The sequence below is a fragment of the Pseudomonas sp. MWU12-2319 genome, from assembly GCF_023242525.1.
GTDB lineage: Bacteria > Pseudomonadota > Gammaproteobacteria > Pseudomonadales > Pseudomonadaceae > Aquipseudomonas > Aquipseudomonas gingeri_D.
The window spans coordinates 95,780-108,545 of record NZ_JALJES010000018.1; the positions used below are offsets into that span (position 1 = coordinate 95,780).

The window sequence follows — 12,766 nt, forward strand, 5'->3', positions numbered from 1 at the left end:
AAGATCGCCTACTTGGCGGTGGGCATGCTGAATTCAGGGCCTTTGGCAATGCTGTCCGGCCAGCGCTGCATCACGCTCTTGTACCGGCTGTAGAAACGCAGGCCTTCATCGCCGTAGGCATGGTGGTCGCCGAACAACGAGCGCTTCCAGCCACCGAACGAGTGCCAGGCCATGGGCACGGGGATCGGTACGTTGATGCCGACCATGCCGACCTTGATGCTGCGGGCAAAGGAGCGGGCAATCCCGCCGTCGCTGGTGAAACAGGACACGCCATTGCCGAACTCGTGGGCATTGATCAACGCCACGGCGCTGGCAAAATCCGGAACCCGCACGATCCCCAGCACCGGGCCGAAGATTTCCTGCTGGTAGATGCTCATTTCGGTGGTGACGTTGTCGAACAGCGTGGCGCCGACGAAGAAGCCGTTTTCCGCACCCGGCACCTTGAAGCCGCGACCGTCGACAATCAGCCGCGCGCCCTGGGCCACGCCCTCGCCGATAAAGCCTTCGACCTTGGCCTTGTGTTCGGCGGTCACCAGCGGCCCCATGTCGCTGTCGCCCTGCATGCCGTTGCCGATCTTCAGTTGATCGATACGCGGCAGCAGTCGGGCAATCAGCTCATCGCCGACCTCGCCCACCGCCACGGCAATCGAGATCGCCATGCAGCGCTCGCCGGCCGAACCGTAGGCGGCGCCGATCAAGGCATCGGCGGCCTGGTCGAGGTCGGCGTCGGGCATCACGATCATATGGTTCTTCGCCCCGCCCAGGGCCTGGACCCGCTTGCCCCGCGCCGTGGCCTGCTGGTGGATGTACTCGGCAATCGGCGTCGAGCCGACAAAGGAAATGGCCTCGATATCCGGGTGCTGGAGCAAGGCGTCGACCGCCAGTTTGTCGCCCTGCACCACATTGAATACGCCGTCCGGCAGGCCGGCTTCGGTCAACAGACGGGCCATCAACAGACTGGCCGACGGGTCGCGCTCGGAGGGTTTGAGGATAAAGCAGTTACCGGTGACCAGTGCCAGCGGGATCATCCACAACGGCACCATCACCGGAAAGTTGAACGGCGTGACCCCGGCGCAAACGCCCAGGGGCTGGCGCAGGTTCCAGTTGTCGATGCCACCGCCGATATTGTCGCTGAAATCGGTTTTCAGCAGGTTCGGCGCGCCGCAGGCGTATTCGACGATCTCGATACCCCGGGTGACTTCACCCTTGGCGTCGGAAAACACCTTGCCATGTTCCCGGCAGATGATTTCGGCGAGTTCATCGTGGTGTTTATCCAGCAGTTCCTTGAACTTGAACATCACCCGCGAGCGGCGCAGGGATGACTGCTCGGACCAGGCCGGGAAAGCCTTCAAGGCACTGGCGACGGCGTCATCGATGGTCTGCTGGCTGGCCAGCCCGACCCGCGCCTGCACGCTGCCGGTGGCCGGATTGAAGACATTGCTGAAACGCTCGCTACCGCTGTCGCGCACCTGGCCGTTGATGTAATGGCCTAAAACCGGAGCCTCACTCATTATTTTTATTCTCCATCCGAAAGTTGAAATGCCGCCGGACCTACAGGTCCAGCAACCAGCTGTGCCGTGGGTCGTTATGGAACTGCCAGACGCGCTTGGGGCCGGCCATCACATTCAGGTAATACGACTCGTAGCCGTAGGGCACGCTGACCGGGTGATACCCCTTGGGCACCACCACCAGGTCGCTGTTTTCCACGGCCATGGCCTGGTCGATGGAACGGTCATCGGTGTAGACACGCTGAAAGACGAAGCCCTGGGGCGGATTGACCTGGTGGTAATAGGTCTCTTCGAGAAAGCTCTGGTGCGGCAGGTCGTCGGTGTCGTGCTTGTGCGGCGGGTAGCTCGACGAGTGCCCGGACGGCGTGCGCACTTCCACCACCAGCAGCGAGTGCGCAGGCTCGGTGTCCGGCAGGATGTCGCAGACATAACGGGTGTTGGCGCCTTTGCCGCGCACGCTGCGCTTCATGCTTTGCGGGGTGATCAGCCGTGGGCCATGACCCGCCGCTGTTGAGCCGGGCGCGGCACAGACGGCAATCTGCACATCGCTCAAGGCCACCACCTGGGCCTGGCTGCCGGGCGGCAGGTAGACCGCATAGGGGGACTTATCTTCGAACACCGACTGGCGATCGCCGATATTGTCCCAGTCAAAGGCGCCCTGCCCCGGCGCTTCGCCCTTGATGCTGACCCGACCGCCGAGCAGCACCAGGCACAGCTCCTTATCACCGGCGCTGACTGGCAGGTTTTCCCCCAGGCTCAGGCGATAGGCGGCGAAGCCGACATACTCCAGGGTACCGGCCGGCAACTCGACCAGGGTCCGGCCCTTGGCGTGGCTCTTGACCAGCAGGCTCATTGTCCGGTCCTCCGGTCGAGCAAGCCACGCAAGGTGTCGAAGCCTTTCTTGGCGTAGATATAACTCGGCGCGACAGCCGGATCCTGTTCGGCCTCGACCACCAGCCAACCGTGATAATCGGCGGCCAGCAACACATCCAGCAGCGCGGCAAAGTCGATATCGCCATCGCCGGGCACGGTGAAGGTGCCGTTGACGATGCAGTCCGGGAAACTCCAGAGGTTGTTGCGCGCCAGTTGCACCACCGGTTTGCGCACGTCCTTGAAATGCACGTGGCAGATCCGCCCGATATGTCTGCGCAACACCTCCAGCGGCTCGCCTCCGCCCATGTAGCAATGGCCCGAATCGAACAGCAGGCCGACTTCGTTGCCGGTCAGCGCCATCAACTTGTCGATGTCAGCGGGCGATTCGACGTAGGCGCCCATGTGGTGGTGATAGGCCAGGCGCACACCCCGGGACAGGGTGAAGCGCGCAAGCTCAGTCAGTTTGTCAGCGTATTCCTGCCAGGCCTGTTCGCTGTGAAAACGCGGGCGTTCCACCAGCGCAATGCGCTGGCCTTGAATGGAGTCGGCGACTTCGCCGTAGACCAGCACCTTGGCGCCGTTCTGGGCGAGCAACTCGACATGACTGGCGATGGCGTCGATTTCCTCGGCCGCCGAACGCCGGGCCAGGCGGCTGGAATACCAGCCGGAGACCAGTGCCAGGTCGTACGGCCGCAGTACATCGCCGACGCCCTTGGCGTCCTTGGGAAATTTGCCGTTGAGCTCGAACCCTTCGTAGCCGATGTCCTTGCCTTCGCTCAGGGCGGTGCTCAGCGGTGTCTCGCCGCCGAGGGAAGGCAGGTCGTCGTTACTCCAGGAGATCGGGTTGATGCCAATTCGGATAGCGGGCATGGCTGCACCTTTTATTGTTTTCTATATACCGTTGAAAATCGCACCCGTTGTCGTCAAAGCCTGGTGCCTACAAACCTTTACGCGCCGAACGCCAAGCGTCGATCAGACCGACAAACGTCGCCTGCACCTGCTGGATCAAGGCTTCATCATCGATTTCACCGGCCATCCAGGCCCGGCTGGGCTCCTGGAAAATCGTCCGGCCGACGGCAAAGCCGCGGCAAGTCCGGCTCCGGCTGGCCTGCTGGAAACCTTGCGCCAGGGTCGCGGCCGGCGCGTTCAGGCCCAGCAGGACCACGCCTCGGCAATAGGGATCGCGCTCCTGGATCAGGGCATCGAGTTGTTCCCATTCGGCGGCGCTTTGCGCTTCGATCTTCCACCAGGCCGGGTAGATATCCAGGTTGTACAGGCGCTTGAGGGCGCGATACAGCACATCGGGGTAGGTCGATGGATGATCCTTGGGCGGGATGATCTCCAGCAGCAACTCATGGCCACTGACCTGCGACGCCTGGTACAGCGCCTTGATCTGCGCTTCCTGCTCCAGACGCAGCATCGGCTCGTCATCCGGATGGAATTGCACCAGGCACTTGATGATCTGCTCCTGGGGCCAGGCAATCAGGTTGCTGCCGATGGAGCGGCCCTGCTCGAAGGCCAGCGGCCGGGAACCCTGGACTTCCACCGGACGCGCAACCCACCAGCCACGACCGGTGGCGGCGTTCAACGAGTCCTGGCCAAAGCGCTGATCGGCCAGCAGACCGACGTCCGCCTCGATCCCCTGTTGACGCAGCTCGGCCTCGACCCGCTCCACGGCCTTGATAAACAGCAGCTTGAGCTCACCGATGCTATTGAGGTCACGGCCACCCTTATGGGCCAGTTCCACCAATTGCCCGCGATGGTCAAAGGCAAAGATAAACAGTTGCCGCCAGGCTTTGCGCGGCACACTGACCTGATGCAGGCGTTGCAGGGTCATGTCCTGGTCGGGCCGGGTGATCGGCACCGGGCTGTTGAACAGGTAATCGAGTTCGGCGCGGGTCGGCATCGCCGGGGCGCAGGCATGCCGTGACACCACCAGACCGCCACAGGCATTGGCCAGTTGGCAGCAGCGTTCATCGCTGGCCTCCTCCAGCCAACCGCAGAGGAAGCCCGACATAAAGGCATCGCCGGCGCCCAGCACGTTGAGCACCTCGACCCGTACGCCCGGATAAATGGCACCGTCTTCGAGCCGCGCCGGAATCGGCCCGTGAATCACCGTGCAGCCTTGCGCGCCGAGCTTGACCACCAGGGTCGCGGCGGTCAGCCCGCGCACGGTGCGCAGTGCGGTGAGCAAGTCCTGGCTGCCACCGGCGATCAGGAACTCCTCTTCCGTGCCCACGATCAGGTCGAAGCGTGGAAGGATGGCCTGCACATGTTGGCTGACCTGCTGGTCGGCGACAAAACGGGTTTCGCCGTCGGCCTTGCCGGTCAGCCCCCAGAGCACCGGGCGGTAATCGATATCGAGCACGCGCCGGACGTTGTGTTTTTCCGCGTAGTCCAGGGCCTGGATACTGGCCTTGTAGACCCCGGCGGTGGAGAAGTGAGTGCCGGTGATCAGCAAGGCCTTGCTGGAGGCAACGAAGTCCTCGCGGATGTCTTCGGCGCGCAGGGCCATGTCGGCGCAGTTCTCGCGGTAGAACACCAGCGGGAAGGTTTCGCGGTCCTTGAGACCGAGCAGCACCATGGCGGTCAGACGTTCCGGGTCGACCTTGATACCGCGGGTGTCGCAACCTTCACGGGTCAGGGATTCGACCAGGAAGCGCCCCATATGGTCGTCCCCCACCCGACTCAACATCGCCGACTTCACCCCCAGGCGGGCGGTGCCGAAAGCGATGTTGGCGGAGGACCCGCCGAGGTATTTGGCAAAGCTCGAGACATCCTCCAGTCGCGCCCCGACTTGCTGCGCATAGAGGTCGACGCCAAGGCGCCCGAGGCAGATCAGATCCAATTGACGCCCACTGGCAAAACGAGTCTGGCCCATGCTGGCTCCTGTTATTTTTATCAGCCTGCGTTCGCCGCGATGAAGGCACGAACACTTTTGGTGTGAGGCCAGACTAGAACGTCTCAGGGCGAGATTCAATATATTTTCTATTATTTTTTATATGGAATATATTTTCCATTACACTCGAATGGGACGGAGCCTACAAGGTGGATCGTTTCAGCATCGCTCTACCTGACTCCGCACTCAAGATTTTATTGGCGTCGCCCCTGTAGACTAGGCGCAGCTACCCAGCCACAAGCACACACCAGAAGGATTTTCTATGTCCCGCACCGATCAGCCGGCCATGACCGACAGCGCACCCGAGGGCGATATCGCCAGCCCTCCGATCAATGCCGAACGCCTGCTGCAGCTGATCACCGAGGAATACGAAAGCCTGCCACGCCAGCTCAAGCGCATCGCCACCTATATGAGCCAGCAGAGCGACCGGATCATGGTCGACCGCATCAGCGATATCGCCCAGGAATGCGAAGTGCATCCCTCGGCCATCGTGCGTTTTTCCCAGCGTTTCGGTTTCAGCGGTTTCAGTGAAATGCAGGCGTTGTTTCGCCAGGCCTATACCCACAAGACCACACCGGCACAGAACTACCAGCAGCGGATTCGCAGCCTGATCGACAACAAGTCGCAGAAAGCCAGCGCCGCCGACCTGGCGCGCGAATGCATCAATGCCACGCTGTCGGGTATCGAACGCCTGGGCCTGGAACTGGACGACCAGGCATTCGACGCCGCCGTGGACCTGGTGGTGAATGCCGACAACATCTATGTGGTGGGGGTACGTCGCTCATTCGCGGTGGCCGATTACCTGGTCTACAACCTGCAGCACACCAACAAGCGTATTCACCTGGTTTCGGGTCTGGGCGGCAGTTATCGTGAACAGATGCGCAGCGTGCGCGCCAACGACCTGGTGATTGCCATCAGCTTCTCGCCGTACGCCAAGGAAACCCAGCAGTGCCTGCGGATCGCGCAATTGCACCAGGCGAAGACCCTGACCATTACCGACAGCAACCTGTCGCCGCTGGTCAAGCGCGCCAGCACGGCGCTGCTGGTCAATGAGGGCAGCTCGTTCGCCTTCCGTTCCTTGAGCGCGAGCCTGTGCCTGTGCCAGGCGCTGTTTATCGCCGTGGCCTATCGACTGGAATTGAAGGTGGACGGGATTCACGAGCAGGTCGGCTTCGACGACTAGCCCGGCAGCGACCAGGTTGCCTAGTCGTCCAGCTGCAGGTTCTCGGTCATCAACGCCACCATCTCCATCGGGCTGCGGCTGTTGATCACGTTGTAGATCAACTCGCGCTTGCCACGGGGCAGTTTCTTTACACAGCTCTTGGCCGATGCCCGCACGGCTTCATCCGTACCATGGATACGGGCCGCCAGCAGGAGGATGAGGACAGCGTCGGTGAGGGTCATCGAAACGCACTCGAGAAATCAGGACAGCAGTGTATCGGCTGCGCCTGGGTTTTCTCCACTGCGTTTGCGCGCTCTTCACTCGATTGTAGCCTCAGAACCGCAATCTGCTATTTTCCACTCTTTCAAACCTGTCCCGCAGCCTGTGGAGCCTTCAATGACAATCCTTTCGCCATCGGCCGAGCGCAAGCCTGACCCGCAAGCGGTCTATAGCCCCATCACCAGCAGCGCGATATTCATCGTCGCCACCTTGGCCCCCGGTAGCGAGGCGGCCGAGAAGGTGCGCGGCTGGTGCGAAGATGTCGCAGCCCTGACGCGGTCCGTCGGCAAGCGTGTGCCCGCCGGCAATCTGTCCTGTGTCTGCGGTTTTGGCTCCAGCGCCTGGGACCGTTTGTTCGGCGGCCCACGCCCGGCCTCGCTGCACGCCTTTCGCGAGATGGGCGTCGAGGGCCGGCGAGCGGTGGCGACACCCGGCGATATCCTGCTGCATATCCGCGCCGATCAGATGGACCTGTGTTTCGAGTTGGCGACACAATTGCTCACCCGTCTTGGTGATGCGATCACGGTGGTCGATGAAGTCCAGGGCTTTCGTTATTTCGATATGCGCAGCATGGTCGGCTTTGTCGACGGCACGGAAAACCCGGCCGGTCACGAGGCGGTCGACTTCACCATGGTCGGCGATGAAGACCCGGCGTTTACCAACGGCAGTTATGTGCTGGTGCAAAAGTACCTGCACAATATGACGGCGTGGAACGGACTGACCGTCGAGGCGCAGGAACGTATTATCGGCCGCACCAAACTGTCCGATATCGAACTCGACGAGTCGGTCAAGCCGAGCTGCTCCCACAGTTCACTGACCACCCTCGACGAAGGCGGCCAGGAAGTGAAGATCCTGCGCGACAATATGCCCTTCGGCCGGCCCGGCGCGGGCGAATTCGGCACCTATTTCATCGGCTACGCACGCTCCCCCGCCCCCGTGGAGCAGATGCTCGAGAACATGTTCGTCGGCAGGCCCGCGGGCAACTATGATCGCCTGCTGGATTTCAGCACTGCGGTCACCGGCTGCCTGTTCTTCGTGCCTTCCGCTGATCTGCTGGAGGAGCTGGCTGAGCGCAAGCCGTAGGCCATCCCCACAGCGTTCTATAAGCAAGCGCCATCATCCGCCTCCGACTGAAAAATTCTCTGCTATGGTTTGAAAAGCGTTACAACAATCACGACGCAAGGCATCTCAAGCCAAGCAGTTCACGGAGAGATCATGAAAGGAAAACTACGCGCTTCCCCCAAGAAACTACTATCCCTCGCAGCCTTGATGGTTTTTTCCATAAGTGCTGAAGCACACGACGTGGGTTTCGGTATTGGGGTCAGTTATATATTCGGTGAGGGGCCGGCTGTTGGAATCAAGGCATTTTCGGATAATCAAGAGAACAGGGGGGTAGGAGCCGTGGGTGTGGATTACGTATTCTCCAATCACTCCATTCGACCTAATATCGGCGTGGCCTACCAGGGCGACGGCTACTTTGGCGATGCGAATATCGGCTATTCGTTCAGCGAACAGAAAATCGACTTCGGCACAGGCTTAGGCTGGTCCAATGCCGATGATCACCATAAAAAATCGGTGCCACCGCCACCCGCTCCGGCGCCCCTGACTTAAACCGTCGATTTTATTCCGTTAAAACACCCGCTGCTGGCATTCGACCAGCGGCGCACTTACCTTCTACACTCTTCGGAGCTTGACGTGTCGGGGCTGCGCGCATGCCTCAACAAGCACCAGCAGACATGATTCAGCGAGACTGAAGACACCCGATTACCGTGTTTCCAGCGAGTCCGCAAAAATCAGCTCTACCGTTATCCCATTCGGGTCCTCAACGAACACTTGATGCTCCAACAGCTCGGGTACCACGCGTTCGCTGAAGTGCAAACCCAGGCTGAGCAGACGCTGCCGATGCCCCTGCAAATCACTGCAGCGGAACGCGACGTGATCAAGCGCACCCGAGCCCGCTGCAACGGCGCGGGTTCCAAGATAGGCGTCAAGCTCCGCGCCACGGCTTTCCAGGTTGGCGATATGCAACAGTGGGCGGCCCGCCGAGTAGAGCCAACTGCCCGGGAATGGGAATGCAGGACGCCAGCCCTCCTCGAGCCCAATGGCATCGCGAAAGAACGCCACCGTTTCCTCGACCTTGGCGGTACGCAGCGTGAAGTGATCGAGATGTTGAATCGTCATGCTCGGCACCCTCTTGATCGTTTGATAGCGACTTCGTTCATGGATGTTCTCATCACTGCGCCCTTCATAACGCCCCCAGTTGCTTCATCAACGTCAGGTTGTCTTCGATATGCCAGTTCGCGGCGATCTTGCCGTTTTCAATCTGGTAGATATCGGTGGCAATGAAGTCCACGGTTTGACCGCGGCCTTTGGTCTCGCCAAAGGTGCCGGTGAAGTGTCCGCGAAAATGCAGGTGAGCCACCACCCGGTCGCCGGCGATGATCATTTGCTCGACCTCGCAACGGAGGTCAGGCACCGCGCCACGAAACGCCCGGGAGGCCAGCAAGGGCCCCTCCGGCCCCTGCTTGCGGCCGGCAGGCGGGGTCTTGTCGATAAAACTGCTCGCCAGCGCTTCACGGGCGAAGGTTTCGTCGCCGCTATTCCAGAACGTGTCATAACGGCGGGCGGCGGTTTCCATGATCTTCAGTTGCGCAGGCGCAAGACTCTTGTCTACGACCAGGACGCCGGGCTTCACCAACTCCACGGGCGCGGCAGATACGGCACCCGACAGTGCCAGGGCGAAGAACACGGCCGCGACGCGGAAACGAAACAGGTTGGAACGTTGTTGCATGATCAGGATTCCTTGATAAAGGGTAAACACGCGAGACCGTGACGATTCAGTCCCTCACGCGCTCGCCAACGGGAGGCGTTTTTTTGTGCCTGTATCAGGCAATAGCGTCGTTGTACGCCGGCCACGCGGGATAGTCCGAGTAACCGCGCTCGTCACCGCCGAACAGCGTGTCGCCGGCAAACTCGGCCAGGGGGAGATTTTCCAGCAGGCGTCTTGGCAGGTCAGGGTTGGCAACAAAAGGACGGCCAAAGGCGACCAGATCGGCGTACCCCTTGTCGATGACCCAATTGGCCCGTTTCAGATCGTACTTGCCGGCAACGATGATGGGCCGTTGGAAACGCGCCCGGATATCGGCCCGGAACGCTTCGGTGAACTGCGGCGCGTCTTCCCAATCGGCTTCGACCAGATGCAGGTAGGCAATGCCCAGCGTTTGCAGGAACGCAGTGGCCTCAAGGATCGTCGGCAGAATATCGGGGCAGTCCATACCGCGTGCGGTCAGGAAGGGAGCCAGGCGAATGGCTGTGCGTTCAGCCCCCACTTCCTCTGCAACGGCACTGACCACTTCCTTGAGGAAACGCAGCCTGTTCTCCCGCGAGCCGCCGTATTCATCGGTTCGGGTATTGGCGGTAGTGCGCAGAAACTGGTCGACGAGGTAGCCGTTCGCACCGTGAATCTCGACACCGTCGAAGCCCGCGTCCATGGCGTTGCGCGCGGCGATGCGGAAGTCGTTGACGATGCCGTGGATTTCTTCTTTGGCCAACGCACGCGGTGTCGGGCAATCCACCATCTCGCCCAGACCAGTCGCAGGATTCACCTTCCAGATCTTGGCTTCGAAGGGAACCGCCGAAGGCGCCACCGGCAACTCGCCGTTGTGGAAATCGGGATGGGATATCCGGCCGACATGCCAAAGCTGCAGAAAGATGCGCCCACCCGCGGCATGTACGGCATCGGTGATCAAGCGCCATCCGGCCACCTGCTCCTGGCTATGAATCCCCGGAGTAAAGGAGTAGCCCTTGCCTTGCGGCGAGATCTGCGCCGCCTCCGAGACGATCAGGGCCGCCGACGCCCGCTGTGCATAGTAACGGGCGTTCAGCGCATTGGGGATGTCACCCGGCTGGGTGCTGCGGGCGCGTGTCATCGGCGCCATCACGACGCGGTGAAGGACGGATTGTTCGCCTACAAGTGTCGGTGTGAACAGGGCTGAGTCAGCAGTCATGGCAAGGCTCCAAACAAGGGATGGGATGAACAGAGGTTTTCTGATCCGGTGTGTGAAGTGTTGCCTCTTGCCTTTAGGATTAGAATACGGCTATTGGTAGATAGATTATTGAACAAGGGTTGATAGTATGTTGGACGACCTCAACGAGCTGCGTACCTTCCAACGGATCCTGGTCTGCGGCAGCCTGTCAGCGGCGGCGCGTGATCTGGGTGTAGGGCTGGCGGTGGTCAGCAAACGGCTTATGGCACTGGAACGACGAGCAGGACAACGGCTGATCAACCGGACCACACGAACACTGTCGGCGACCAATGAGGGCTTGGCCCTGATGGTTCACGTTGATCGGATACTCGAGGAATTGGAGGCGGCGGAGTCCCGCATGACGATGGGCGGTGAAGAGCCGTTCGGCATGCTCCGGGTCAGTTCACCCATTTCTTTCGGGCGTATTCACCTGGTGCCCTTGGTCGCCGAGCTGGTCGAGCGCCATCCCAAGCTGGATATCGAACTCAGGCTCGACGACCGCCTGATCGATCTGACGTACGAACGGATCGATGTCGCGGTGCGTATCGGCCAACCTCGGGATAGCACTGCGATCCTGCGCAAGCTGGCTGAGAATCGGCGGATTCTGGTGGCTGCGCCCGCCTATCTCGAACGTCATGGGGAGCCTGAGCGTATTCGGGATCTGGAGCGTCATGGGTGTCTGCGCTACGACGACCCGTCCCTGCCCTGGCGCCTGGAAGGTCCGGGAAACGAAGTGATTGAGCTGCAGCCGCGCTCACGGCTGCACGCCAACAGCGGGGATGCCGTGCGCGACTGGGCGATTGATGGCCACGGGATCATGCTCAAATCCAGTGTCGATGTGGCAGACGACCTGGCGGCAGGTCGCCTGGTGCATATCCTGCGTGACTGGCACAGCGCTTCTGCGCCGATCTACGCCCTGCTGCCTTCCCGGCACTTTACGCCGAGCAAGACGAAGGTGTTCCTTGATGCGCTTGGTGCTCGGCTTGCCGCTCTCTGAGGCCAGCAAACCCGTAGGGGTGTTGCCGATCTCAAAGGCTTTAATCAGCCAGCAAACGCTTCAGCCCTTGAGGGGAATATTGCGCATCGTCACCAGTGCGGTGGCACATAGTGTTTCCGTGCCTTGTTTGACGGCAAACAAGTCGGCAGCGGCAATCGTCGTATTGTTCGAGGCGTTGATGACACGCCCCCTGGCCAGCAGCTTTTCACCGTCTGCCGGAGCGATCAGCTTGACCGTGAAGTCTGTCGTCATATTGATCCAGCCCGGCGGCAACAGGGTGCCAGCGGCCGAGCCACCGGCAAAATCGGCCAGCGCACCGATGATGCCGCCTTGAAAGAATCCGTTGTGCTGGGTGAGTTCCTTGCGGGTGGGCTGCTCGATTTCGCAATAGCCCGGCTTCAGGTAGTTGTAGTGAAATCCCAGCAGTTTGGCCGCAGGCATACTGAGCACGGCGCCTTGGACATGTTTGTCAAAATCTGGATTGGTGGCGTGGAAATCTTCCATGTGTCTGGATCCTTTCCTGAATAGCGATTAGTTTGCTTCAGCACTCAGAAGCGAGAACAGCTTACACAGCGAACGCTCAAGGCTTTCATGGGCAGTGAAGACTGCGTATCCACTATCATGCGGATAATAATTTCTACCTTGGACAACAGTCAGCACCTTCATACGAGCTGTTACATATAGCGCTTCTTGATGAGCAAAACCAAGGGATCCAGAGCGAAAATAGGGGGTTTGAATGTCACCCTATAACTGCTCCCACAAAGTGCCGAGTAGACACTTCAACCGCCGACTATCGCGACCGGGCGGGGTATCAAAGCAGCGATGACTCGGCCCACAAGCTAATTCCAACTGTATCAACTTTTGGCATTTCGGACCTTGTCACGCCTCTTTGAATCAAAACACCTTAATTGATTAGCATAAAAAACGCCCCCCATAGAACGAGAGATATAAAGAAAAGCACTTTCCTACAAAAAAGGTAATTTCCGGCATTGCCTGCTGCTTTAGCATCTTGACTTAACGCCG

13 protein-coding genes are annotated in these 12,766 nt (G+C 60.3%); 4 read left to right on the forward strand and 9 right to left on the reverse strand.

Annotated elements, in window-relative coordinates; genetic code table 11:
- Window positions 1-8: 8 nt before the first annotated feature.
- The 4 genes from M5C01_RS25810 to iolC all read right to left on the reverse strand — a co-directional run bounded on the left by M5C01_RS25810 (window position 9) and on the right by iolC (window position 5,262).
- Entirely contained in the window at window positions 9-1,511 is a 1,503-nt protein-coding gene (locus M5C01_RS25810; RefSeq protein WP_152741412.1) for a CoA-acylating methylmalonate-semialdehyde dehydrogenase, read from the reverse strand.
- A 40-nt stretch (window positions 1,512-1,551) separates the two neighbouring features.
- The gene (gene iolB / locus M5C01_RS25815) at window positions 1,552-2,361 is read right to left on the reverse strand and encodes a 5-deoxy-glucuronate isomerase (RefSeq protein ID WP_152741413.1); all 810 of its coding nucleotides are present in this window, start codon (window positions 2,359-2,361) and stop codon (window positions 1,552-1,554) included.
- Window positions 2,358-3,251, reverse strand: a complete 894-nt coding sequence (iolE, locus tag M5C01_RS25820) for a myo-inosose-2 dehydratase (protein ID WP_152741414.1) — start codon at window positions 3,249-3,251, stop codon at window positions 2,358-2,360. The genes iolB and iolE overlap by 4 nt, the downstream gene beginning before the upstream one ends.
- A gap of 67 nt (window positions 3,252-3,318) precedes the next feature.
- The gene (gene iolC, locus M5C01_RS25825) at window positions 3,319-5,262 is read right to left on the reverse strand and encodes a 5-dehydro-2-deoxygluconokinase (RefSeq protein ID WP_152741415.1); all 1,944 of its coding nucleotides are present in this window, start codon (window positions 5,260-5,262) and stop codon (window positions 3,319-3,321) included.
- A 280-nt stretch (window positions 5,263-5,542) separates the two neighbouring features.
- On the opposite strand from iolC, the gene M5C01_RS25830 reads away from it, so the two are divergent.
- A complete protein-coding gene (locus M5C01_RS25830; protein WP_100941621.1) occupies window positions 5,543-6,463 on the forward strand; it encodes a MurR/RpiR family transcriptional regulator in 921 nt (306 codons plus the stop codon).
- A 20-nt stretch (window positions 6,464-6,483) separates the two neighbouring features.
- On the opposite strand, the gene M5C01_RS25835 is transcribed toward M5C01_RS25830, so the two are convergent.
- Entirely contained in the window at window positions 6,484-6,684 is a 201-nt protein-coding gene (locus M5C01_RS25835; RefSeq protein ID WP_152741416.1) for a hypothetical protein, read from the reverse strand.
- Window positions 6,685-6,838: 154 nt separating this feature from the next.
- On the opposite strand from M5C01_RS25835, the gene M5C01_RS25840 reads away from it, so the two are divergent.
- Together M5C01_RS25840 and M5C01_RS25845 are read left to right on the forward strand one after the other, a co-directional pair.
- Window positions 6,839-7,804, forward strand: coding sequence for a Dyp-type peroxidase (locus tag M5C01_RS25840; protein ID WP_152741417.1), 966 nt, complete (start codon window positions 6,839-6,841; stop codon window positions 7,802-7,804).
- A gap of 132 nt (window positions 7,805-7,936) precedes the next feature.
- Complete coding sequence (locus tag M5C01_RS25845; RefSeq protein ID WP_152741418.1) at window positions 7,937-8,332, forward strand: hypothetical protein; 396 nt, start codon at window positions 7,937-7,939, stop codon at window positions 8,330-8,332.
- 153 nt (window positions 8,333-8,485) lie between these two features.
- On the opposite strand, the gene M5C01_RS25850 is transcribed toward M5C01_RS25845, so the two are convergent.
- The 3 genes from M5C01_RS25850 to M5C01_RS25860 all read right to left on the reverse strand — a co-directional run bounded on the left by M5C01_RS25850 (window position 8,486) and on the right by M5C01_RS25860 (window position 10,728).
- Window positions 8,486-8,902, reverse strand: coding sequence for a VOC family protein (locus M5C01_RS25850; protein WP_152741419.1), 417 nt, complete (start codon window positions 8,900-8,902; stop codon window positions 8,486-8,488).
- 64 nt (window positions 8,903-8,966) lie between these two features.
- Window positions 8,967-9,512, reverse strand: a complete 546-nt coding sequence (locus tag M5C01_RS25855; RefSeq protein WP_152741420.1) for an ester cyclase — start codon at window positions 9,510-9,512, stop codon at window positions 8,967-8,969.
- 94 nt (window positions 9,513-9,606) lie between these two features.
- A complete protein-coding gene (locus tag M5C01_RS25860) occupies window positions 9,607-10,728 on the reverse strand; it encodes an alkene reductase (protein WP_152741421.1) in 1,122 nt (373 codons plus the stop codon).
- 127 nt (window positions 10,729-10,855) lie between these two features.
- Between M5C01_RS25860 and M5C01_RS25865 the strand changes: the two genes are divergently transcribed.
- Window positions 10,856-11,743: a LysR family transcriptional regulator gene (locus M5C01_RS25865; protein WP_152741422.1), complete on the forward strand. Its 888-nt coding sequence runs from the start codon at window positions 10,856-10,858 to the stop codon at window positions 11,741-11,743.
- A gap of 60 nt (window positions 11,744-11,803) precedes the next feature.
- Here M5C01_RS25865 and M5C01_RS25870 read toward each other — a convergent pair whose 3' ends face one another.
- Window positions 11,804-12,247 carry a PaaI family thioesterase gene (locus tag M5C01_RS25870; RefSeq protein ID WP_103498310.1) on the reverse strand — a complete coding sequence of 148 codons (444 nt, stop codon included), beginning with the start codon at window positions 12,245-12,247 and terminating at the stop codon, window positions 11,804-11,806.
- Between the last annotated feature and the right edge of the window lie 519 nt (window positions 12,248-12,766).

What these genes read in the sequence shown, in the direction of transcription:
- M5C01_RS25810 (WP_152741412.1), bottom strand. Translation starts at nt 1,511, where the DNA reads ATGAGTGAGGCTCCGGTTTTAGGCCATTACATCAACGGCCAGGTGCGC.
- iolB (WP_152741413.1), bottom strand. Translation starts at nt 2,361, where the DNA reads ATGAGCCTGCTGGTCAAGAGCCACGCCAAGGGCCGGACCCTGGTCGAG.
- iolE (WP_152741414.1), bottom strand. Translation starts at nt 3,251, where the DNA reads ATGCCCGCTATCCGAATTGGCATCAACCCGATCTCCTGGAGTAACGAC.
- iolC (WP_152741415.1), bottom strand. Translation starts at nt 5,262, where the DNA reads ATGGGCCAGACTCGTTTTGCCAGTGGGCGTCAATTGGATCTGATCTGC.
- M5C01_RS25830 (WP_100941621.1), top strand. Translation starts at nt 5,543, where the DNA reads ATGTCCCGCACCGATCAGCCGGCCATGACCGACAGCGCACCCGAGGGC.
- M5C01_RS25835 (WP_152741416.1), bottom strand. Translation starts at nt 6,684, where the DNA reads ATGACCCTCACCGACGCTGTCCTCATCCTCCTGCTGGCGGCCCGTATC.
- M5C01_RS25840 (WP_152741417.1), top strand. Translation starts at nt 6,839, where the DNA reads ATGACAATCCTTTCGCCATCGGCCGAGCGCAAGCCTGACCCGCAAGCG.
- M5C01_RS25845 (WP_152741418.1), top strand. Translation starts at nt 7,937, where the DNA reads ATGAAAGGAAAACTACGCGCTTCCCCCAAGAAACTACTATCCCTCGCA.
- M5C01_RS25850 (WP_152741419.1), bottom strand. Translation starts at nt 8,902, where the DNA reads ATGACGATTCAACATCTCGATCACTTCACGCTGCGTACCGCCAAGGTC.
- M5C01_RS25855 (WP_152741420.1), bottom strand. Translation starts at nt 9,512, where the DNA reads ATGCAACAACGTTCCAACCTGTTTCGTTTCCGCGTCGCGGCCGTGTTC.
- M5C01_RS25860 (WP_152741421.1), bottom strand. Translation starts at nt 10,728, where the DNA reads ATGACTGCTGACTCAGCCCTGTTCACACCGACACTTGTAGGCGAACAA.
- M5C01_RS25865 (WP_152741422.1), top strand. Translation starts at nt 10,856, where the DNA reads ATGTTGGACGACCTCAACGAGCTGCGTACCTTCCAACGGATCCTGGTC.
- M5C01_RS25870 (WP_103498310.1), bottom strand. Translation starts at nt 12,247, where the DNA reads ATGGAAGATTTCCACGCCACCAATCCAGATTTTGACAAACATGTCCAA.